Genomic DNA, 22168 nt, shown 5'->3' on the forward strand with positions numbered 1-22168 from the left:
GAAGAGGAGTTGATGGGTTGTTCTGTTGAGGTGTCGAGTGCGTCGACACGTCCGGGAGCCCAGGAGTCGAATGCTCTCCCTCAACTCACCGCATCGCCGCACGACAGCACCACCACGCGGCCGAGGAGCGCGATGCGATGAGGGAGCAAGCGATTGGTCGAAGCGCGCTGGACGGACCGGGCATCACCGTACATGAGCGCGCGTGCTCATGCGTAACCGCGCGTGTTCATGCGTAACCGTGCGCAATCACGCGCAATCACGCGTACCCGCGTGTAACCGGGCGTGGACGGGCGCTCCCGGACGGCGCGCCGCGGTCGTCACGCGGTCGTCACGGCCGCGGCTCGCCCGGCCAGCGGTGGCGCGGCGCGGCGCGGCGCGGGCAACAGCGCTTTTGCGCTTTGCCATCTGCCGGACAGGAGGGTTACGCTCTGTGGGTGGAGCTTTCGCGGTTGCTCGACGAGCTCACCCTGGCGGCGGACAAGGTCGGCATCGCCGTCAGGATGGAAGCGTTCGATCCGCACCTGTCGGACGCGCGCAATCCGCGGGGCGGGCTCTGCACGGTGCTCGGCCGGCGGATCATCCTGGTCGACGCCAACGCGTCGCTGCCGGATCGCATCGCCACGGTCGCGGCCGCGCTCGCGCGCGTCGATCTGGAGTCCGTGTTCCTGCCGCCGATCGTCCGCGCGACCATCGGCGCTCACGCCCGCGGCGCGCGGCCCCGGGCGGCCGCGCCGGGCGAGCCAGCGCGGCTGCCGGCGCGCCCCGCGCGGGGCGGGAAGGCCCCGAAGCTGCTCCCGCTCGCCCGCACCAAGTGGCGTGACGCCTGAACGACTGTCCCGGCAGGGCGCGGGCAGCGCGCGCTACGACGCGAGCGCCCGCTCGACCTCGGTGTAGAGCGCCGCGATCGCCGCGTCGAGCTGCGCCACGTCGGTCCCGCCGGCCTGCGCCATGTCCGGGCGGCCGCCGCCGGAGCCGCCCACGATGCGGGCGATCGGCTTGATGAGCTCGCCGGCCTTGAGCCGCTCGGTGGCCGACTTCGAGAGCATCACGGCGAGCTGCGCCTTGTCGCCCACGGCCGCGCCGAGCAGCACCGCCGAGCGATCGCCGAGCTTGTCGCGCAGCTTCTCCGCGAGATCGCGCAGCGCGCCCGGGTTGGTGCCGTCCGGCACCCGGCGCGCGAGCACCTTGATCCCGCCGATGTCCCGGGCGCCGTCCAGCATCGCGTCGATGCCGCCGCCGCCACCGCCCTGCGCGGGGCCCGCCCCCTCCAGGATCCGGCGCTCGAGCTCGGCGACCTTCTTCTCGAGCTCCCGCTCGTGCGCCACGATCTTCCCGATCTTCTCGGCGAGATCGCCGCCCTGCGCCTTCGCGACCTGGCGCGCCCGGGCGAGCTCGGCCTCGACGCCCCGCGCGTACGCGAGCGCGTTCAGCCCCGTCGACGCGAGGATCCGCCGCACGCCCGCGGCCACGCCGCCCTCGCTCGTGATCTTGAACAGCCCGATGTCCCCCAGCGCGCACGCGTGCGTGCCGCCGCAGAGCTCCACCACCTCGGGCGTCATCGTGAGCATCCGCACCGTGTCGCCGTACTTCTCCTCGAAGATCGCCATCGCGCCCCGCCGCCGCGCCTCGTCCATCGCCAGGATCTCGGTCGTCACCTTCGCGTTCGTCAGGACCTTCTCGTTCACCAGATCCTCGATCCGCGAGATCTCCTCGCGGGTGAGGGGCCGGTTGTGCGTGAAGTCGAAGCGGAGGACGTCCGGGCCGACCCGCGAGCCCTTCTGCTGCGCGTGCTCGCCGAGCACCTTGCGCAGCGCCCAGTGCAGGACGTGGGTGGCCGAGTGGTTGCGCCGCGTCGCCGACCGCGCCGCGTGGTCCACCGCCAGGTGGACGCGCTGCCCCACGGCGAGCGCCCCCTCGTGGACCACGCCCTCGTGCACGACCAGCCCGGCGAGCGGCTTCTGCGTGTCCTTCACCTCGACGCGCACCCCGTCCGCCGTCACCTCGCCGACGTCGCCGACCTGGCCGCCCGACTCGGCGTAGAACGGCGTCTCGCGCACGACGATCTCGACCGCCGTCCCCGCCTCCGCGCGCTCGACCAGCGCGCGGACCTTGCGCGCCCGGTCGCCTTCGCCCTGGATCTCGACCCGGACGATCGCGACGATCTCGCTGTCGCCCTCCTCGTGCTCGTAGCCCGTGAACACCACCGGCTGCGCGAGCTTGGCGCGGGCCTCGCGGTGCGCGGGGTCCACCGCGGCGGTCGGATCGATCGGGCCGTCCGCCTCGCCGGCGCCCTTGATGATCGCCTCGGCCCCCTGGACATCGACGTCGAAGTTCGACTCGGCGGAGATGACCTGGGTCAGATCGAGCGGGAAGCCGTAGGTGGTGTAGAGATCGGCCGCTGCGGCGGCCGGGAGCGTCCGCTCGCCGGACGAGCGCATCTCGTCGAAGCGCTCGTCGAGGATCTTCATCCCGCGCTTCAGCGTGGAGCGGAAGCGGACCTCCTCGTCCTCGGTGACGCGGGCGATGAGCTCTCGCCGGTCGCGGAGCTCGGGGTACGTCTCGCCCATCCGGCGGACCACCTCGAGCGCGACCTCGTGAAGGAACGGCCGATCGATCCCGAGCCGGTGCCCGTGTCGGATCGCGCGGCGCATCACCCGGCGGAGCACGTACTCGCGCCGCTGCTTCTCGGGCATCACCCCTTCGGCGATCAGGAACGCGGCCGTGCGCGCGTGGTCCGCGATGACCCGCATCGATACGTCGTCGTCGGCGCTGCCCCCCGAATACGGCTTGCCGCTGAGCTCGGCGGCCTTGTCGACGAGCCCGCGGAGCAGGTCCGTGTCGTAGTTCGACGTCACGCCCTGGAGCACGCTCGCGAGCCGCTCCAGGCCCATGCCGGTGTCGATGCTCGGCGCCGGCAGCGGCACGAGCGGGCCGTCCTTCTCGGCGCGCTCGTACTGCATGAACACGTTGTTCCAGATCTCGGTCCAGCCGGTGCCGTCGATGCGCGGCTCCTCGCCGAAGCGCGCGACGTCGGGCTCCTTCCCGTGGAAGAAGTGGATCTCCGAGCACGGGCCGCACGGGCCGACGTCACCCATCGTCCAGAAGTTGTCGGCCAGGCCGAGCCGGAGGATCCGGTCGTCGCCGAAGCCCGTGACCTTGCGCCAGATCGCCGCGGCCTCGTCGTCGGCCGGGAAGCCCCCCTCGCCGTTGTAGATGGTGACCACGAGCCGCGACGGCGAGATATCGTAGACCTTCGTCAGGAGCTCCCAGGCGAAGGCGATCGCGTCTTCCTTGAAGTAGTCGCCAAAGCTGAAGTTGCCGAGCATCTCGAAGAACGTCTGGTGGCGCGCGGTGACGCCGACGTTCTCGAGATCGTTGTGCTTGCCGCTGATCCGGATGCACTTCTGGCTCGAGGCGGCGCGCTGGTACGGGCGCCTGTCCTTGCCCGTGAAGACGTCCTTGAACTGCACCATGCCCGCGTTCACGAACATCAGCGTCGGATCGTTCTGGGGCACGAGCGGCGCGCTCGGGACGATCTCGTGCCCGCGCTGGGCGAAGAACTCGAGGAATGTGCGGCGGAGCAGGTCGGAGCTGGCAGGCGTTGCGATGGACATAGGAGGACGCGCGGTCTAGCACGACCGGAGAGCGGCTTCCGCCTGCTCGACGCGCGCCCATGGCGCCCGCCGCGGAAGACGCGCGCGCCGGGCCGGTTCGCGCCGGGCCGGTGCGCGATCCCGCTCGCGCCGGGCCCGCTGGGCGCGCCGGCGAGGCCGGACCGCCGGGTCAGCGGCCGGAGGCGACGACGCTGCTGCCGGAGGCGGCCTCGAGGGCGAGCGGCGCCCGCTGGAGCGCGCTCTCGATCGCGCCCGCGACGGCGTCGCTCTGCAGCTGGGCGAGCTCCCTCAGGCCCTGGGCGCGCTTCGCCTCGGCGAGCGCCTGGGCCGAGCCGGTCATCGAGCCCTTCAGCGTCTGGCTCGGCATCTCGCGGATCACGTACTCGACCTTGGCGGCGAAGCCGACCCCGTCCGCCCCATGGCGCTTGCTCAGGTGCGTGACCGAGCCGTCCAGCGTGAAGGCCGGCAGCTTGCGGCTCTTGCCTTCCGCAGCCAAGTCCGTGCCGTCGGCCACGATCTCGATGTCGGCGAACTGCGCCACGCGGTTGCGCGTCTGCTGCTTGAGCTGCGGTCCGAGCTTCGCGTCCTTCACGCCGGAGCGGTTCTCGAACTTGCCCAGGCTGACCAGGAAGCGCGCCTTGGACGACGAGCGCGACAGCTTCTCGATGGCGGCCGCGATCGGGCGCTTCAGGTTGGGGGCAGGCTCGAGGTTGAGCGCCGCCTTGAGCGCCGGGACGGCCGCGGGGTTGCCCATCGCGCCGAGCGCCGCCGCGGCCGACGCGCGCACCGCGGGGTGCGGATCCCTGAGCGCCTTCTCGAGGGCAGGCCGCGCGCCGGGGCTCTTCGACCTGCTCAGCGACAGCGCCGCCGCCACACGGAGCCGATAGTCCTTGCCGACCGCGATGTCGCGGAAAGCGGACGTGTCTCCGTCCTCGGCGACGGACAGGGCGGTCGACCCGAGCACCATCGACGCCGCCAAGAACATCGCAATGAAGAGACGACGAACCATCACGTCCCTCCGGAGAACGGCGGCTCACGCCACCCGTTCTCCTCGGTGAGCCACGGAAGTATCGCGACGCGCCTGGCGTCCAGACAATCCTATCCTTGGCCAGGACGGTCGCGAGATCAAGGGCTGTTTGGCCCCGGATGGCTCATGCAGGACTCGTGACGAGAGCGACGACGTCGCCGTTTCGCACCGTTTGGCACGGCTTCGCCGCCCCCAGCGCTCATTTCCAGACACGCGGCGACGCGCGAGGCTGGCTGAGCGCCGGGCGGATTCGGCTCAGAAGAGGATACCGAGATACCAGCGCACCGTCTGTGCGGTCTCGAGATCGATCTTCTGGACCGTCTCACCCCTGAGCTGGCCGAGCCCGCCGAGAGGAAACAGCACGCCGTACTGCACCGCCGTGTAGAAGCCGCCCATCTTGTCGGGGTCGTCGTTGAGCGTCCCGTCCTTGGACTGGAAGTACAGCTGCGCGTTCAGCTCGATGCCGAGATCCCGGGAGTTGCCGGGAGCCTGGAGGAACTCGGAGGCGCGGCTCCAGATGGCCGCGGCGCCGAGGCCGGCGCGCTGGCCGTTCTTGTCGCGGGCGAAGTCCCAGTCGACGCCAGGGCGGAAATAATACGCGCCCTGGACCCGAGAGAGGATGTTCCTGAAGAGGATCTGGTCGACCCGGTAATCGGGGTGGAAGCGGAATGTCGAGTACGTGCGATCGGTCGAGATCTGGGGATCCATGGCCCCGAGCTGCTGCGGCTCGAGGGCGGGCGCGTCGTCGTCGCCGGTCGCGTACCCGAAGCCGAAGTGGACGCGCAGCCGGCCCTCCATCTCGGTGAGCTCGGCCTGCGTGGCGAGCCCGAACTGCCGGACGCCCCAGCCGGTGTCCTTCGGCGAGAGGACGTTCGCATAATCGCTCTCGTCCTGCCCGCGCAGATCGAGGGATCCGTAGATCATCGCCGCCTCGAGCTCGAAGCGGAACTTCTTGTAAAGCAGCTGGAACCACACGTCGGGGATGATCATCTCCGCACCCCGATGCACGTACCCCGCCGCGACGTTGTCGGCGCTCTGGCCGAGCGACGCGGACAAGTCGTCGTTGGTGTCGCCGGCGGTGATGTCGTTCGCCAGCGTCTGCTGCCGGTAAGCGAAGTAGACGCCGCCGTTCACGACCATGTTGCCGCGGGCGAGCTCGAGCTTCTGGAGCTCGGGATTCTTGCGGCGGACGGCGACGAACACGTACTGATCGACGTCATCGGACTGGGCGAGGTCGTACGGCTGGCCCTCGAGGTCCTGGATCGACGCGCTCGTCGCGCCCTCGTTGGCCCAGTCCCACGCACCGGCGAAGTAGATGTCGTATTTCTTGATGCCCGTGACGAACATCAGCCGGTCGACGGTCGACTGGTAGTCTGAGTCGTACCCGTCACCGCTGTTCGCCACCATACCGAGGCCCCAGTGGTTCGGCATGCGGCCGAAGCGGAGGAGACCGACGGGGGTCATGTACTCTCCCCAGATCCGCTTGACGGAGATGGAGTCCTTCGTCGAGTTGATGCCGGCGCTGGGCGCCCACTGGGTGCTGGAGAAGGCCCCGAGCGGCGAGTAGCCGCCCCGGCGGGCGACCTGGTAGCCGCCGCCCGCCGCCGGCTGGTTCGCGTAGCCGTCCGGGGTCGAGCCGAGCACCACGTTGTCGAGGAGATCGACCTGCGTGAGGATGCGCAGGTTGTCGCTGATGTGCAGCTCGGGATTGAGACGGAACCGCATGTTCGCGCCGGCCTGGGTGTCGTTCTTGCACGAGTCGAACGAGCGCGTGCCGCCGCTCGTGGTCTCGCTCGGGTTGCAGCGCTCGAGCACGTGCCCCTTGTAGGAGTTGTCGGCCGGCTGCGGCCAGAGCGCCTGATCGCGGGAGTCGATGCGGCCGAGGGCGAAGCTGTTGAAGAGCTCCCAACGGAGCCGGTAGTAGCCGTGGAACTCGAACGTCGGTCGCGCGTGGGACCACCAGTCCTCGGCGTAGACCTCGCTGGGCCGGGCGCCGATCTCCGCCTGGATCGCCTGTCGCTCGGGCTGCTCGGCCGCCGCAGCGGCTGCGGGCGCCTCCGAGGCCGCCGGCGTGGCCGGCTGCGGCGCGGAGGGAGCGGCCGTGTCGGCCGGCGGCAGGAGCGGCTGGCGCGCCGCCGGGGGTTCGGGCGTCTCGGCGCCGTCCGGCGCCGCGCCGGGCTGCGCAGGCGCCGCGCCAGGCTGGGCCGGAGCGGCGGCGGGCGGCGCTGCGCCGGGCTGGGCCGGAGCGGCGGGCTGCGCTGCGGGGGTGCCCGCCTGCCCGGCGGGCGGCTGCGCTGGGGCCGCCGGCGGCTGGGCCGGCCGGCGTGCCGGCTGGGCGGACGCGGAAGACGCGCCCAGCACGAGCGCGAGCGCGAGGCCCGACCGGAGGCGACGGCGAGGGGTGCCAGGGCGGCACGACGTACCCGGAGACCACGACGAGATGGACATCTGCTTGGTTTCGTTCGCGCGTTTTGGCCCCGCGCGCAGGAAGAGGTTGAAGATCCGAGCTCTCGGTGGCCCGGAGGCCGGGGGCCGATGTCTCACGCCCGGCCTGTGTGGTCAAGGCACCGCTCGGCCCCGGGCCCTGGAACCCGGTCACGGATACACACCCGGGACGCATCGGAGCAGGGGCCGCCGGCCACCTCAACCCCGGTCGGCTGGCAGGGACGGCTGGCGGGTCCGCCTCAACCTCGGTCGGGGTGGCTGGCCGGTCCGGGTCCACCTCAACCTCGGTCGGGTCCGCCTCAACCTCGGTCGGGTCCGCCTCAACCTCGGTCGGGTCCGCCTCAACCTCGGTCGGGTCCGCCTCAACCTCGGTCGGGTCCGCCTCAACCTCGGTCGGGTCCGCCTCAACCTCGGTCGGGTCCGCCTCAGCCTCGGTCGGGGCCGCCTCAACCTCGGTCGGGTCCGCCTCAACCTCGGTCGGGTCCGCCTCAACCTCGGTCGGGTCCACCCCGCTCGCGCCAGCGCCGTCGCCGGAGGCGCCGCCGCTCTCACCTGCGCCGCCGGAGCCCCGATCCCGCCTCACCTGCAGCGCACGGCCGCGCGGACGGGCGGATCTCGCCGTCCTCCCTCCCCTCTGGATCTCTCGCCCGAGCTGAGCGACGCTCTCGCCCGCAGCATCCCGCTCCCGCCGACGGAGCCATGGAGAAAGCGCTCATGAACCGGACACTTATTGCACTACCCCTCGCGCTGTCGTCGCTGCTCGCCGCGGGCTGCGGCCACTCCGAGCAGGAGTGGAAGTCGCAGCTCGACAAGTACAACCAGCTCCAGAACCGGAGCCAGAAGAGGGAGGCCGAGCTCGAGAAGGAGCTCGCCGACGCGAAGCAGCGCGTCGAGGAGCTCGAGAAGAAGCTCGCGGACCAGGGCGCCGACATCTCGAAGATGAGCTCGACGCTGGAGGACCGCGAGAAGGCGCTGGCCGAGTACAAGGCGCGCGCGAAGCAGCTCGAGGCGATCCAGGCGCGGTTCGACCTGCTCCGGAAGAAGCTCGAGGAGCTCGTCAAGCTCGGCCTGGAGGTCCAGGTCCGCAGGAACCGGATGGTCATCTCGCTGCCCGGAGACGTCCTGTTCGACTCGGGCAAGGACACGCTGAGCAAGGACGGCCAGCAGATCCTGAAGAAGATCTCGGACGTCATCCGGGGCGACAAGTCGCTCGTGGACCGCGACTACCAGGTTGCCGGGCACACCGACAGCCAGCCCTACAAGAGCGGCCCGTTCCAGGACAACTGGGGGCTGTCGCTGATGCGCGCCCGGGCCGTGCTGCTGTTCCTGATCGGCAAGGAGGGCCAGCTGCCGACGAGGCACTGGAGCGCGGCAGGGTTCGCGGACACGGACCCCATCGCGAGCAACAACACGCCGGCCGGCAAGCAGAAGAACCGCCGGTGCGACCTGATCGTGCTGCCGGACGTCGATGAAATGCTCGACCTGACGAAGCTCGCCACCAAGTAAGCGCCGGCAAGCGAGGGGCCCGTGGCGCCAGCGGCGGGGCGCCGCTTCGTGCACCGCGGGCTCAGCCGCCGAGCCACTGCCGCGCGAGCTCGAGCGTGCGGGCGTTGTCCGGCACGTCGCGGAGGAAGCGCTCGCGCCAGGCCGGATCGCTGAGCTGCTCGGCGCGCGCGAGCAGCGCCGTCCTGGCCGACGCGATCGCGACCTCGGCCTCGGCGCGCCTCCCGCTCGCGGCGAGCGCCTCGACATACGCCAGGCGGACGAGCGACTCCCCCTCTTCCAGCGTGCCGAACTCCGAGAGCCGCGCGCTCGCCTCGGCCGCAGCCCGCGTCGCCTCGTCGATGCGCCCGAGCCCGAGCAGCACGCGCGCGAGGATGGAGAAGGCCTGCACGCCCAGGGTCGGCGCGCTCTCGAAGAGCGCGATGGCGGCGCGCGCCTCGCGCTCGGCGGCCTCGAAATCGCCCATGGCGAGGGCGATCTTCGCAAGGTAGCAGCGAGCGAAGAGCTCCGTGCGCACCATGCCCGCTCCCTGGCTCGACGCGACCGCCTCCTCGGCGAGCGCCCGCCCCTCGGCGAGCTGACCACGGTACCCGAGCACCTGCGCGAGGTTGGCCTGTGCAGCGACCTTCAGCTCGTCCAGGTGCATCCGGTCGGCCGCCTCCATGGCTGCCCGCAGCATCGACTGGGCCGTCTCGAAGTCGCCGAGCTCCATGCACACGGCGCCCAGGCTCGCCCGGGCGCTGAGCGCGTTGCGATGATCGCCGGCCTGCTCGAAGGCGAGCAACGCGGCTTCCTGGCTGCCTGCACAGGAGCCCAGGTCGCCTCTGCACATCTCATATGCCGCGCGCGCGTCGTGGAGGTGCGCGACCACCTCGAGATCCCTCGCCTCCGCGCTCGCGAGGGCGCGCTGGACCACATCGAGCAGCGCGGCGCCTTCGGCGTACCGCCCCCCCAGCGACAGCGCGTTCGCGCCCGCGGCCAGGCAGCGGAGCTTTGCGTCCTGCGCGTCGCCGGCGGCGGCCACGCCCACCGCCTCGGTCATCCAGCGCTCGACCTCGTCCAGCCGCCCCAGCTTGGACGTGGCCCATACCAGGGGGATGATGGCCGAGAACCACGCGGCCGAGCCGCGCTCCACCAGGCCCAGCGCCTCGCTCCCCCGTTCCGCGGAGAGCGCGAGATCGCCGCGCCATACATGAGCCTCCGCCTGGACCCAGCGGAGCCTGCCGGCGGCGTCCCCGGCCGCGCCGCAGCCGATGCCCCGGTCGGCCCGCGCTATCGCCGCGTCGAGATCGCCGCCCCGGAGCGCCTGCTCCGCCGCGCGCAGGTATGCCTCGGCCGCGCGCCCCGGCGCGCCGCCGAGCTCGAAGTGCTCCGCCAGCACCGTCGCGTCCGCCCCTCCAGCGCGGGCCAGCCAGTCGCCCGCAAGGCCGTGCCCGACGCGGCGGTCGCGCTCGGTCAGCATGCCGTAGGCCGCCTCCCGCACCAGCGCGTGCCGGAACTCGTATTCCACCTCGCCCGCGATCCGCGCCTCGCGCCGCCGCAGCAACAGCTCCCGCCGCACCAGCTCCGCGAGCGGCTGCGCCACCGGCGCGCCGCCCACCAGCGCGGCCACCGCGCCTTCCCACGACGTCTCGCCGAACACGCTCGCCGCGCGCAGCACCCGCCGCTCCTCCACCCCCAGCGCCTCCAGCCGCGCCTGCACCATCGCCAGCGCCGTCTCCGGCATCCCCTCGCCACGCCCCTCGACCACCGCCCGGAGCTGCTCCTCCAGCACGAACGCGTTGCCCTCGGCCCGCGCCAGCAGCTCGTCCACCTGCGCCGCGCTCACGCCGTCGCCCAGCACCTCCCGCACCAGCCGCTCGCTCGCGCGCCGGGGCAGCGCCGCGAGCCGCAGCCGAAGCCCGACCCGCTGGCGCCACAGCTCGGGAAACAGCTCGTCCACCTCGGGGCGCGCCAGCGCCAGCACCAGCAGCGGCAAGTCCCTCGCATGCTGCAGCGCCGCGTCGATCAGGCGGACCGTCGGCAGGTCGCCCCAGTGCAGATCCTCCAGCACCAGCAGCACCGGCTGCCGCTCGCACTCGGCCCGGATGAAGTCCTCGAACGCCTCGCGGATGCGGTCGCCCATGAGCACCGGGCTCTGCCGCGCCGCCTGAAGCTGCACATCGCCCTCGTCAGCGAAGGGCGCCCCCACCAGCTCGCCGAGGAACGCCGCCACGTGCGGCCCCTTGCTCCCGAGCCCGTCGAGCCGTCCTACCCGCGCCAGCACCTTGCTCCGCCGCACCTCCAGCGCCTCGCCGTCGAGCAGCCCCATGGCGCGGCGCAGCGCCTGGGCGACGAGGCCGAACGCCGAGCCGGCCGCCATCGGATCGGCCCTGCCGATCCAGACCTCGGCGGCCTCGCGCTGCTCCTTGATGGCGCGCAGGAACTCCCAGGCGAGGCGCGACTTGCCCATTCCAGCGGCACCCACGACGACCACCGCGCTCGCGGTCGGCTCGTCCACACAATGGCGCCACTCGGCCGCGAGCTGCGAGAGCTCTCGCTCGCGCCCCACGCACGGCGTCGGCTTCCCGAGCAGCCTCGGCACCGTGTCCGGCTCCTCCTTCCGGCCGCGCAGCCAGCATCCTTCGGGCCCCCGCGCCGTATCGAAGCGGCTCGCGAGCAGGCTCGCCGTCGCGCTGTCGAGCCGGATACCCCCGGACGGCGGGCCGTCGCGCCCCGCGATCAGCTGGGCCACCCGATCGACCAGCTCACCGACGGGCAGCCTCCCCTCGATCTCCGCCAGCCCCGTCGCGACCGACATGGGCACGCCGCCGACCACGGTCTGGAGCGCGAGCGCGCAGTGGGCCGCGCGCACCGCGAGGTCCGTCGGAGACTCGGCCCCCGACAGCGCGACGAGCAGCCACTTCGACTGCAGGAAATCGAGCCTCCCCCCGTGGCGCGCCGCGATGTCCCGCAGCGCCTGGGCCTGCGCGACCCCATCGGCCTCCGCCAGCGTCGCGTCGGTCTCCTCGCTGCCATGGGCGGCCAGGATGACGCACATGACCCGCCGCTCCGACGTCGTGATCTCCTCGCCGGGCGCGCGCGGCGCCGCGACCGCGCTCCCTCCCGCGGCGAGCCCCTCGCCGGCGGAGACGGCCAGCTCCGCCGCGACGGCGGCGCCGTCGCGCGGCCGGTGCTCCGCCGACTTCGACAGCATCCGGGCCACGAGGCGCTCGAGCGGCTCGGGGATGCCGTCGCGCAGCTCCCCGAGCCGCGGCGGCTCTTCCAGCACGACCTTCACGAGGAGCGACAGCAGGTTGTCGCCCAGGAACGGCCGGCGCCCCGCGAGGCACTCGAACAGGATGCACCCGAGCGCGAACACATCCGCGCGGGCGTCCACCGGCGCCTCGCCGCTCGCCTGCTCGGGGGCCATGTACCCGGGCGTCCCAAGGATCGCTCCGGGCGCCGTCAGGCTCTGCGTGAGCCAGAGCTCGCGCGCGATGCCGAAGTCGAGCAGCGTCGCTCGCTCGACCGCGCCGCCCACCAGCATCAGGTTGCTCGGCTTCAGGTCGCGGTGGACGATGCCCTGCTGGTGGACCGCGCCCAGCGTCGTCGCCACCTGCGCCGCCAGCGTCACGCTCTCCGCCATCGAGAGCGGTCCTTGAGCGAGCCTCTGCTCCAGCGTCACGCCCTCCAGCCACTCCATCGCCAGGTACGGCTGTCCTGCGCCCGTCGTCCCGTGCGCCACGTACCGCACGACCCCTGGCAGCCGGAGCGTGACGAGCGCCTTCGCCTCCCGCGCGAACCGGCGCAGATCGCCCGCGCTCGCGCTGTGCAGCACCTTCAGCGCAACCGCCTCCCCCGACCGCCGGTCACGCGCGCGATAGACCTCCCCCATCCCGCCGGATCCGGCGAACCGCTCGATCTCGAACCGATCCTCGACCACGTCCAAATCGCGCATTGCGTCTGCGATGTCGTTCACACGGGCCTCCAGCGACGGCCCTCACCCGCAGGATCACGGTACCCTGTCGGGAGAAATGTAATCTACACCACGATCACCCTGACATGTGGCCGATCTCGGGCATCTGGATCGCAGAGCGACCACGACGCGCTCTGGTGCTCGGGCGCCCGGGGACATTCGCGACGAAAGCGCGTTCCGGTGCCCGGGCACCGAGCTCCTGGCCCGCCGCGCAGGGCAGCGCGCGGCGTGATCTCAACCGCCGAGTCGGATCCGGAAGGTCGAGGCAGGCTCGTGTCCGCACGCCGTTCCCGCCCGGCAAGGGTCGACCTCGACGCGGTACTCGCCGGGCTCGTGATCCTTGAGCGGCACACGGAGGCGCTGGACCTGGCCGCCCTTCCAGGGCCCCGGCGCGAACACCTCGGGCAGCGCCGCCGGAGGCGCCTTGTCGACCGCGTACACGCCGATGCGCACGGACTCCGTGTCTTGGCCAAAGGCGATCTCGACCTCCAGGGTCCCGTCGATCCGGCGCCCGAGCGCGGTGAGCTGCGTTGTCCCGAGGACCGTCCCCTTCACGCGCGCGAGCGTGGTGCCTGAGGCGGCGGCCTCCTCGCTCGCCATCACCGCGGGCGCCTCGGCGGCCCCGCGCAGCGGCCACGCGAGCGGCAGCGTATCGAGCCCGCCGAACAGGCGCGGGCGCTGCGCACGAGCGCGGCCCTGCGCCCGGTTGAACGCCAGGCCGAGCGTGACCGCCTCGCGCTCGGGATCCACGGCCGCCGGGTCGGTCCAGGCCTCGACGAGCGCCTGCGTGAACACGCCCCCGCGCGGCGTCTCGGCGGCGTCGCTGCCGGCGCTGGCCGCGGTGACGACGCCGATGCGCTCGCTGTGGTCGTGCTCCACACCGAGATCCTCGGGCAGCGAGAGGGCGCCGGCGCGGCCCGCGTCGAGGATGACCAGCACGCGCCCCGCCTTCGAGGCGGCGATGGCCTGAAAGAGACGCGCGGCGGGCAGCGCGTTGCGAGGATCGGCAGGCCTGGCGGGGTCGAAATCGATGGGCAGGAGGAAGCCCTCGCCGCGCTGGTCGAGGCCGTGACCGGCGAAATAGACGAGCAGCGTCTCCCCCTCGGCGGCGCCGGCGAGAAAACCGGTCACGGTCGCCTCCAGGTTGGCCGCGTCGAGGTCCTTGGAGGCCTTGATGCGGTCGTCGTCGAGGGCCCAGCCGTCGCTGCGCTGCAGGGCGCGGCGCATCGCGTCCACGTCGGCGAGCGCGCCCGGGAGGCGCTTGACGCCCGGGGCGCGGTACGCGGCGTTGCCGATCAGCAGGGCGCGCGGGCGGAGCGCGCGGGCGCGGAGGTCGGGCTCGGGCCGGATGTCGGCGCGGGCGCTCTCGCCGCCGGGGCCGAGCACGTCGAGGCGGTGGGGCGCCGTGGACCTCTCGCCGAGGAGGAGCTCGACCTCGTACGCGGACAGGGCGGTCGGGCTCGGGATCACGCCGCGCACGTCCCAGCGGCCGTCGAGGCGCACGCGGGGGACGCCGCGCGGGGAGAAGATGGTGGCCCGGACGAGGACGTGCCCCTCGGCGGTGCGCGTCGCCGACGGCTGGCTGACGCCGATATGGGGGAGCCCGCCGAGCGTCGTGACCTTGCGGGTGGCGGGGTCCTCGAAGCGCAGGCCGAGGGCGGCGCCGCTGCCGGAGCTGATGAAACGGCCGTCGGCGAACGCCGTGGCCCAGCTGCCGTCGCTGAACGGGAGGAGGTGGGCGACGAGGTCGCCCGACGGGAGCGCGCGCACCGAGACGCGGCCGTGGCCGAGGGCGGCGATGAGGTGCTTGCCGTCGGGCGTGGCGGCGAGGGAGTGGATGGGCGCGTGCTCCTCGATGCGGAGCGGCGCTACGGCGGCATCGGCGTGAATCGACCAGCGGGCGAGCACTTCGTCGGCACCGCCGGCCCAGAGGTGCTCCGGCGTGAGGACCAGGGCGTGGATCTGACGTTTGAGCCCCTCGAAGCGGCGGGGCGGGGCGTCGCCGGGCTCGGCGTCGCGGACCGCGACGGTGCCGTCGGTGCCGGCTTCGGCGAGCCAGCGGCCGTCGGGGCTGTAGGCCAGCGCCATCACGCTCTCTCGGAGCATGGTGGCCCTTGGCCAGGATGCGTTCCGGTCTTCCTCCTGGACAAGGCTCACCCGGAACACTCGTCCTGCCATCCCGGCGACGACCGCTTCAGGACGGCCGGGGTCCACGGCGAGGGCATAAAGCGGCCGCTGCTCGGAGAGCAGCGTGGCCGGCGCCCCGCCCTCGCCAAGCGGCAGGCGCGTCAGATCCCCTGCCGCATCGGCCGACAGGACGGACATGCCGTCAGGGCCGGGGCAGACCGCCCAGGGGAAGTTGCGCAGCCGGCCAATCCGACGAGGGGGAGCGCTGGAGACGCCAGGCATCGCGACGACGGCATGGTCGCGACCTCCAGAGACCCAGCCGCCATCGGGCAGCGCGGCCAGCGCGCTCACCGCGCCCGCGTGTGCGGACCACCGGCTCACGAGCGACCACGTGGCCGTCGACCACGCGCTGACGTTGCCGGCGCCGTCGCCGACGAGCACGGCTTGCCCCGCCGCCACGCTGTGCATCCGCCGCTGCGCGATCCCCAGCTGCCGCACGGCGAGCCGGCGATCCGCGCCCGTGCAGTCCGCGACCCTGGCGAGCGCGACCGAGCCATCGTCGCCGCCCACCGCGAACCAGGTCCCGGTGGGGTCGAACGCAGCGGCGAAGAGGCCCGCAGATCGCTTCAGCTGACACCGGAGCGACCTGTCGGCGAGGCGGAAGACGCGAGCGTTGCCGGCGGCGTCTCCGGCGAGCAGCAGATCGCGCCGCGGGCTCACGGCGAGCCCGTACACCCAGCCCTCCAGCGCGCCGAGGCGTTCGATCGCGCCGCCGGGCTGAAGCAGCGCCACCTCGCCCTCGCCGCCGAGCGCCAGGAGGCCGCCGGGCAACGCCACCGCGCTCGCGGCGTCGTACCGGGCTGTCACCGCTTGTTGCCCATTCCACACCACGACACCGGCGTTCCCGCCCGCGAATGCGCGCCCGTCGTCGAGGTACCCCGTGGCCCACACGACGTTCCTCTCACCAGGGCGGACGAGCGCGTCCTGCTCGAGGGTGGCCGCGCCCGAGCCCAGCTCCCAGGCCCTCGCAACACCGAAGAGCGTACCGACGAGGATCTCGCCGCCATCGGGTCGCACGCTGAGCGAATTGACGGCATCGGTCGGGCTCAGCAGCTCGAGCCGCCGCCGCTCGCCGCTCCGGCGATCCCAGACGAAGACCTCGCCGCCCCAGCCGCCGCTCACCACCCCGCGCCCGTCCGGCAGGAACACACAGTCACGAATCCATCCTCCGTGCCCCGCCAGCCGCTGGACGACCTGGCCGGTCGCCACATCCCAGACGAGCAGCACCCGATCCTCACTCCCGGACACGATCTGCCGACCGTCCGGCGAGAACGCCAGGCAGCTGACCTCCGCGAGGTGCCCCTCCGGCTTCGCCAGCCGCGCTCCCGGCGGCAGCCAGACCTCCGGAGGGGCGGCCGGCGTATGCTGCGTTCGCTGCGACGGCGCCGGCGGCGCGCCGCTGCAGCCCCCGATCGCCGCCGCCAGGGCGATCGCGCCCAGCCCCGCCGCGCCGCTTCCGAATCGCCCGTTCGACATTGCCACGCATCCTATCTCATCGAGGTTCGCCGCCGCCGGACGAACGCAGCGGACGTCGCCGCGCTGGCCACCCGATGCCGCCCCCCTTAGGCTCACCGCCGCGATGCCCCGCTGGTTCAACACGGCAGGTCCCTGCAACCCGGCCGAGCACTACATGCTCCCGGCCGAGGAGCGCTTGCCCGGGGTGCGCAATCTCATCGATCGCAAAGCCTGCTTCGTCCTGCACGCGCCGCGACAATTTGGAAAAACGACCTCGCTTCTCGCGCTCGCCCAAGACCTCACGGCCGAAGGGCGCTACGCGGCCGTCGTCGTATCGGCGGAGCTCGGCGCCCCCTTCCCCAACGACCCTGGCGCGGCCGAGCTCGCGATGCTCGCGGAATGGCGCGTCACCGCCGGCTCGCAGTTCCCGGCCGATCTGCGGCCGCCACCGTTCCCCGACGCGCCCCCCGGGCAGCGGATCGGGGCCGCCCTGGGCGCCTGGGCCAAGGCCGTGCCGCGCCCGCTCGTCGTGTTCCTCGACGAGGCCGATGCCCTGCGCGACGCGGCGCTCGTCTCGATGCTGCGCCAGATCCGCAGCGGGTACCCGAGCCGTCCGCACGGCTTTCCGCATGCGCTCGCACTCGTCGGCCTCCGGGACGTGCGCGACTACAAGGTCGCGTCCGGCGACGGCGATCGCCTTGGCACATCGAGTTCTTTCAACATCAAGGTCGAGTCGCTCACGCTGCGCAACTTCACCCGCGACGAGGTCGCGACACTCTACGCCCAGCACACCGCCGAGACCGGGCAGGTCTTCCAGCCGGACGCCGTGGACCGCGCCTTCGAGCTCACCCAGGGCCAGCCGTGGCTCGTCAACGTGCTCGCCCGCCAGCTCGTCGAGGTCCTCGTCAAGGACCGCGCGCAGCCCATCACGCCTGCGGACGTCGATCGCGCCAAGGAGATCCTCATCGAGCGTCAAGACACGCACCTCGACAGCCTGGTGGATCGGCTGCGCGAGCCGCGCATCCGCGCCGTGATCGAGCCGATGCTCGCCGGCACCGCGTTGCCCAGCGTGCCCCCCGACGACCTTCGGTTCGCGATCGACCTCGGCCTCGTGCGCATGACCGCGGAGGGCGGCCTCGACATTGCGAATCCCATCTACCGAGAGATCATCGTCCGCGAGCTCGCGTTCCCGATCCGGGCGTCTCTCCCTCAGATCAAGGCCACATGGCTCACGCACGACGGCCGTCTCGACGCCGACCGCCTGCTCGACGCCTTCCTCTCCTTCTGGCGCCAGCACGGCGAGCCGCTCCTCGGCGCGGCGCCCTACCACGAGATCGCGCCGCACCTCGTGGTCATGGCCTTCCTTCACCGCGTTGTGAACGGCGGCGGCACCATCGAGCGCGAGTACGCCATCGGCCGGGGGAGGATGGATCTCTGCGTTCGTTATGCCGGCGAGACGCTCGCCATCGAGCTCAAGGTCTGGCGAGACGGCCGCCAGGATCCCCTTGGCGAAGGGCTTGCCCAGCTGGACGAGTACCTCGCCGGGCTGGGGCTCCAGCGCGGATGGCTCATCCTCTTCGACCAGCGCTCGGGACAGCCTCCCATCGCCGAGCGCACGCGCAGGGAGCTCGCGCTTTCCCCCGCCGGCCGCGAGGCCGTCGTGATTCGCGCCTGATCTCTCCGGGTTTCAGGGATGCGCGATCCAACGCCAGGAGCTGCCTGCACCTTCCGCCACCTCGGTGTGCGTGGTTGACCACAGAGCCGCGGCTGCGCTGGAACGCAGCACCTCGCGGGCACGCTGGCCAACCTTCGTGGCGCGCCGGGACATGGCATGTGTGCAGGGTGCATCGATCTCGCCCAGCACTCGATCGCTCAGCTGCCGAGCCACTGCCGCGCGAGCTCGAGCGTGCGGGCGTTGTCCGGCACGTCGTGGAGGAAACGCTCGCGCCACGTCGGGTCGCTGAGCTTCTCGGCGCGCGCGAGCAGCGCCGTCCTGGCTGACGCGATCGCAGCGGTAGCCTCGGCATGCCTTCCACTCGCGGCGAGCGCTTCGGCATAGGTCAGTCGGACGAGCGACTCGCCTTCTTCCACGGTGCCAAACTCCACCAGCCGCGAGTTCGCCTCGGCGGCAGCCTGCATCGCCTCGTCGATACGCCCGAGCCCGAGCAGCGCGCGCGCGAGGATGGAAAAAGCTTGCACGGCGAGCGTCGGTGCATGCTGGGAGAGCGCGACGGAGGCGCGCGCTTCGCGCTCGGCGGCCTCGAAATCGCCCATGGCAGAGGCGATTTTGGCAAGGTAACAGCGAGCACATAGCTCCAAGCGTACCAGGCCCGCTCGTCGGCTGGACGCAGCCGCAGACTCCTCGGCAAGCGCCCACCCGTCAGCGAGCTGACCACGGTGCGCAAGAAGCTGCGCGAGGTTGATATCGGTGCCCAGCTTCTGCTCATGCAGGTGCATCCGGCCAGCCTCGACCCGTCCCGCGCGCAGCATGGACTCTGCCCTATCAAAATCGCCGAGCTCCCCGTATATGACACCCAAATTTGCGCGAGCACTACATGCATTTCGATGGTCGCCGGCTTGCTCGAAGGCGAGCAATGCGGCTTCCAGGCTGGCAGCTCCGGCGCCCAGATCGCCAGTGCAGATCTCGTAGGCCGAGCGCGCGTCATTCAGGTGCGCGATCACCTCGAGATCTCGCACTTCCGCGTTCGCGATGGCGTGCTGGACGACAGCGAGCAATGCGGCGCCTTCAGCGTACCGTCCACCCATCGACAGCGCGCTCGCGCCCGCAGACAGGCAGCGGAGCTTCGCGCCCTGCGCGTCGTCTGGCGCGGCCACGTTCACTGCCTCGATCGTCCAGCGGTCGACCTCGTCCGACCGCCCCAGCTTAAAGGCGGCCCATACCATGGGGATGATTGCCAAGAACCATGCGGCCGAGCCGCGCTCCACCAGGCCCAGCGCCTCGCTCCCCCGCTCCGCGGCAAGCGCGAGATCACCGCGCCAGCTATGCGCCTCCGCTTGAACCCGGCGGAGCCTGCCGGCGGTGTCCCCGGCCGCGCCGCAGCCGATGCCCCGGTCGGCCCGCGCGATCGCCGCCCCGAGATCGCCGCCGCGGAGCGCCTCTTCGGCGGCGCGCAGGTACGCCTCCGCCGCCCGCGCCGGCGCGCCGCCAATCTCGAAATGCTCGGCCAGCGACATCGCATCCGCACCGCCGGCGCGGTCCAGCCAGTCGCCCGCGAGGCCGTGGCCGACGCGGCGGTCGCGTTCGGTGAGCATCCCATACGTGGCCTCCCGCACCAGCGCGTGCCGGAACCCGTACTCCACCTCGCCCACGATGCGCGCCTCGTGCCGTCGTACGATGAGCTCCCGCCGCGCGAGCTCAGCGAGCCGCTGCGCAGCGGACACGCCGCCCACGAGCGCCGCAACCCCGCCTTCCCAGAACGTCTCGCCAAAGACGCTCGCCGCGCGCAGCACGCGGCGCTCCTCGACGCCTAGCGCCCCGAGCCGCGCCTGCACCATCGCCAGCGCCGTCTCGGGCATGCCCTCACCCCTGCCCTCGGCCACCGCGCGAATCTGCTCCTCCAGCACGAACGCATTGCCCTCGGCGCGCACGACGAGCGCTTGCACCTGCTCGGGTCCGACGCCATCGCCGAGCACCTCCCGCACGAGCCGCTCGCTCTCACGCCGGGATAGCGGCGCAAGGCGGATCCGGAGCCCGTGGCGCTCGCTCCAGAGCGTCGGGAACAGCTCGTGGACCTCCGGGCGAGCGAGCCCCAGCACGAAGAACGGCAGATTCCCGGCCCGCTGGAGCGCGGCGTCGATGAGCGTCACCGTGGGCAGGTCGCCCCAGTGCAGATCCTCCAGCACGAGGAGCACCGGCTGCCGTTGGCACTCGGCCTGAATGAAGTCCTCGAACGCCTCGCGGAGGCGGTCCCCCATCAGCACGGGGCTCTGGCGCGCCACCTGGAGCTGCACATCGCCCTCGTCAGGGAAGGGCGCCCCCACCAGCTCGCCGAGGAACGCCGCGACGTGTGGGGCCTTGGCCCCGAGCTCGCCAAGCCGCTCCACCCTGGCGAGCACCTTGCGCCGCCGCACCTCCAGCGGCTCGCCGTCGAGGATGCCCATGGCGCGGCGGAGCGCCTGGGCGAGGAGGCCGAACGCAGAGCCCGCCGCCATCGGATCGGCCCTGCCGATCCAGACCTCGGCTGCCTCGCTCCTCTCATGGAGGAACTCCCAGGCGAGGCGCGACTTGCCAAGACCGGGGGCGCCAACGACGACCACGGCGCTCGCGGTGGGCTCGTCCACGCAATGGCGCCACTCGGCCGCGAGCTGCAAAAGCTCGCGCTCGCGGCCCACGCACGGCGTCGGTTTGCCGAGGAGCCGGGGGACGGTGTCAGGCTCCCCCTTCGAGCCACGGAGCCAGGCGCCTTCGTCCGCCTGCGCGATGTCGAAGGATCTAGCGAGCAGGCCTGCCGTCGCGCCGTCGAGCCGGATGCCCGACTCTGGCAACCGAGCGCGCTGCGGGAAGAGCTGTACGACGCGGTCGATCAGCGCGCCAACCGGCAGCCGCCCGGCGACCTCGGCCATCCCCGTGGCGATGGCCATGGGCACACCGCCGAGCTCAACCCGCAGCGCGAACGCGCAATGGGCCGCACGCGCGGCGAGATCGGTCGGGGCCTCGGCGCCGGACAGCGCGATGAGCAGCCACTGCGACTGAAGGAGTTCGAGGCGCGCGCCGTGACGCGCGGCAATCTGACGCAGCGCCTCTGTGCGAGAGGCGCACTCGACCTCCGAGAGCGTGGCGTCCGTGTCAGCGCTGCCATCAGCCGCCAGGATGACGCACATGACCCGGCGCTCCGCCGTCGTGATCTCAACGCTCGGCGCGGGCGGCTCCGCCGTCTCGCCCTCTCCGCTGGGGAGCGCTGCGCGCGCCAGCGTTGCGAGCTCATCGGCGACAGCGGTGCCGTCGCGCGGCCGGCGCTCCGCCGGCTTCGACAACATCCGGGCCACGAGGCGCTCGAGAGGCTCCGGGAGACCGTCGCGGAGCTCCCCGAGCCGCGGCGGATCTTCCAGGACGACCTTCACGAGGAGCGAGAGCGCGTTGTCGCCCAGGAACGGCGGGCGCCCCGCGAGGCACTCGAACAGCATGCAGCCGAGCGCGAAAACATCGGCGCGGGCGTCGACCGTCGACTCGCCGCGCGCCTGCTCGGGGGCCATGTACCCGGGTGTGCCGAGGATCGCGCCGGGCGCCGTCAGGCTCCGCGCAAGCCGGATATCCCGAGCAATGCCGAAGTCGAGAAGCGTGGCGCGCTCGACCGCGCCGCCCACGAGCATCAGATTGCTCGGCTTCAGGTCGCGGTGCACGATGCCGAGCTGGTGGACCGCGCCGAGCGTCGTCGCCACCCGTGCTGCCAGGATCACGCTCTCGGCGATCGAGAGCGGTCCTTGAGCGAGCCTCTCTTCCAGGGTGATGCCATCGAGCCACTCCATGGCAAGGTAGGGCCGCCCGGCGGCGGTCATTCCGTGCGCCACGTACTGCACGACCCCTGGCAGCCGGAGCGTGACGAGCGCCTCAGCCTCCCGCGAGAGCCGGGTCAGGTCGCGTACGTTCGTGCTGTGCAGCACCTTCAGCGCGACCACCTCCCCCGACAGCCGGTCCCGCGCACGGTAGACGTCACCTCCCCCACCCGATCCGGCGAGCCGCTCGATCTCGAACCGATCCTCGACCACGTCCGAAGCGCGCATCGCCTTTCCTATGGGCTTCGCGCGAGTCCCCGGGGGTCTGCTTCTCGCGCGCGACAGGCACAGGTCACCACAAGAGCGAGGCGATTTCCATCGCCTGAGCGCTGGGTTCTCCTTGATGCCTCGGGTCCGCGTGATTCGGTATGCCCCGACGCTCTCTCGCCCTTCAGAAAAGCCGTAGGCCCTTGCGGAGGGAGCACGCCGCGCGGTGTGCGCACGGGCTGTTGTCTGAGCCCATTG

At 72.2% G+C, this 22168-nt stretch carries 9 protein-coding genes; 3 read left to right on the plus strand and 6 right to left on the minus strand.

The window, feature by feature from the left end; all coding sequences use genetic code 11:
• Positions 1-434: 434 nt before the first annotated feature.
• Positions 435-827: a hypothetical protein gene (locus WMF34_RS26450; protein ID WP_012237754.1), complete on the plus strand. Its 393-nt coding sequence runs from the start codon at positions 435-437 to the stop codon at positions 825-827.
• 33 nt (positions 828-860) lie between these two features.
• Here the strand turns inward: WMF34_RS26450 and alaS are convergent, their stop codons facing one another.
• From alaS to WMF34_RS26465, 3 genes are all read right to left on the minus strand, one after another.
• On the minus strand, positions 861-3608 hold the full coding sequence (gene alaS / locus WMF34_RS26455) for an alanine--tRNA ligase (protein ID WP_437994669.1): 2748 nt from the start codon (positions 3606-3608) through the stop codon (positions 861-863).
• Positions 3609-3783: 175 nt separating this feature from the next.
• Complete coding sequence (locus tag WMF34_RS26460) at positions 3784-4623, minus strand: HEAT repeat domain-containing protein (RefSeq protein WP_012237756.1); 840 nt, start codon at positions 4621-4623, stop codon at positions 3784-3786.
• 273 nt (positions 4624-4896) lie between these two features.
• Entirely contained in the window at positions 4897-7089 is a 2193-nt protein-coding gene (locus WMF34_RS26465) for a TIGR04551 family protein (protein ID WP_437989512.1), read from the minus strand.
• Positions 7090-7800: 711 nt separating this feature from the next.
• Between WMF34_RS26465 and WMF34_RS26470 the strand changes: the two genes are divergently transcribed.
• Positions 7801-8592 carry an OmpA family protein gene (locus WMF34_RS26470; protein ID WP_012237759.1) on the plus strand — a complete coding sequence of 264 codons (792 nt, stop codon included), beginning with the start codon at positions 7801-7803 and terminating at the stop codon, positions 8590-8592.
• Positions 8593-8653: 61 nt separating this feature from the next.
• Here the strand turns inward: WMF34_RS26470 and WMF34_RS26475 are convergent, their stop codons facing one another.
• Both WMF34_RS26475 and WMF34_RS26480 read right to left on the minus strand, forming a co-directional pair.
• A complete protein-coding gene (locus WMF34_RS26475) occupies positions 8654-12529 on the minus strand; it encodes a protein kinase domain-containing protein (protein WP_437989513.1) in 3876 nt (1291 codons plus the stop codon).
• A gap of 252 nt (positions 12530-12781) precedes the next feature.
• Positions 12782-16210: a caspase family protein gene (locus WMF34_RS26480; RefSeq protein ID WP_437989514.1), complete on the minus strand. Its 3429-nt coding sequence runs from the start codon at positions 16208-16210 to the stop codon at positions 12782-12784.
• A gap of 103 nt (positions 16211-16313) precedes the next feature.
• On the opposite strand from WMF34_RS26480, the gene WMF34_RS26485 reads away from it, so the two are divergent.
• On the plus strand, positions 16314-17864 hold the full coding sequence (locus WMF34_RS26485; RefSeq protein WP_437989515.1) for an ATP-binding protein: 1551 nt from the start codon (positions 16314-16316) through the stop codon (positions 17862-17864).
• Positions 17865-18061: 197 nt separating this feature from the next.
• Here WMF34_RS26485 and WMF34_RS26490 read toward each other — a convergent pair whose 3' ends face one another.
• On the minus strand, positions 18062-21931 hold the full coding sequence (locus tag WMF34_RS26490; RefSeq protein ID WP_437989516.1) for a protein kinase domain-containing protein: 3870 nt from the start codon (positions 21929-21931) through the stop codon (positions 18062-18064).
• Between the last annotated feature and the right edge of the window lie 237 nt (positions 21932-22168).

The sequence above is a fragment of the Sorangium sp. So ce145 genome, from assembly GCF_051525985.1.
GTDB classification, from domain to species: domain Bacteria; phylum Myxococcota_A; class Polyangia; order Polyangiales; family Polyangiaceae; genus Sorangium; species Sorangium cellulosum_B.

What these genes read in the sequence shown, in the direction of transcription:
- WMF34_RS26460 (WP_012237756.1), bottom strand. Translation starts at nt 4,623, where the DNA reads ATGGTTCGTCGTCTCTTCATTGCGATGTTCTTGGCGGCGTCGATGGTG.
- WMF34_RS26480 (WP_437989514.1), bottom strand. Translation starts at nt 16,210, where the DNA reads ATGTCGAACGGGCGATTCGGAAGCGGCGCGGCGGGGCTGGGCGCGATC.
- WMF34_RS26490 (WP_437989516.1), bottom strand. Translation starts at nt 21,931, where the DNA reads ATGCGCGCTTCGGACGTGGTCGAGGATCGGTTCGAGATCGAGCGGCTC.
- WMF34_RS26485 (WP_437989515.1), top strand. Translation starts at nt 16,314, where the DNA reads ATGCCCCGCTGGTTCAACACGGCAGGTCCCTGCAACCCGGCCGAGCAC.
- WMF34_RS26465 (WP_437989512.1), bottom strand. Translation starts at nt 7,089, where the DNA reads ATGTCCATCTCGTCGTGGTCTCCGGGTACGTCGTGCCGCCCTGGCACC.
- WMF34_RS26475 (WP_437989513.1), bottom strand. Translation starts at nt 12,529, where the DNA reads ATGCGCGATTTGGACGTGGTCGAGGATCGGTTCGAGATCGAGCGGTTC.
- WMF34_RS26470 (WP_012237759.1), top strand. Translation starts at nt 7,801, where the DNA reads ATGAACCGGACACTTATTGCACTACCCCTCGCGCTGTCGTCGCTGCTC.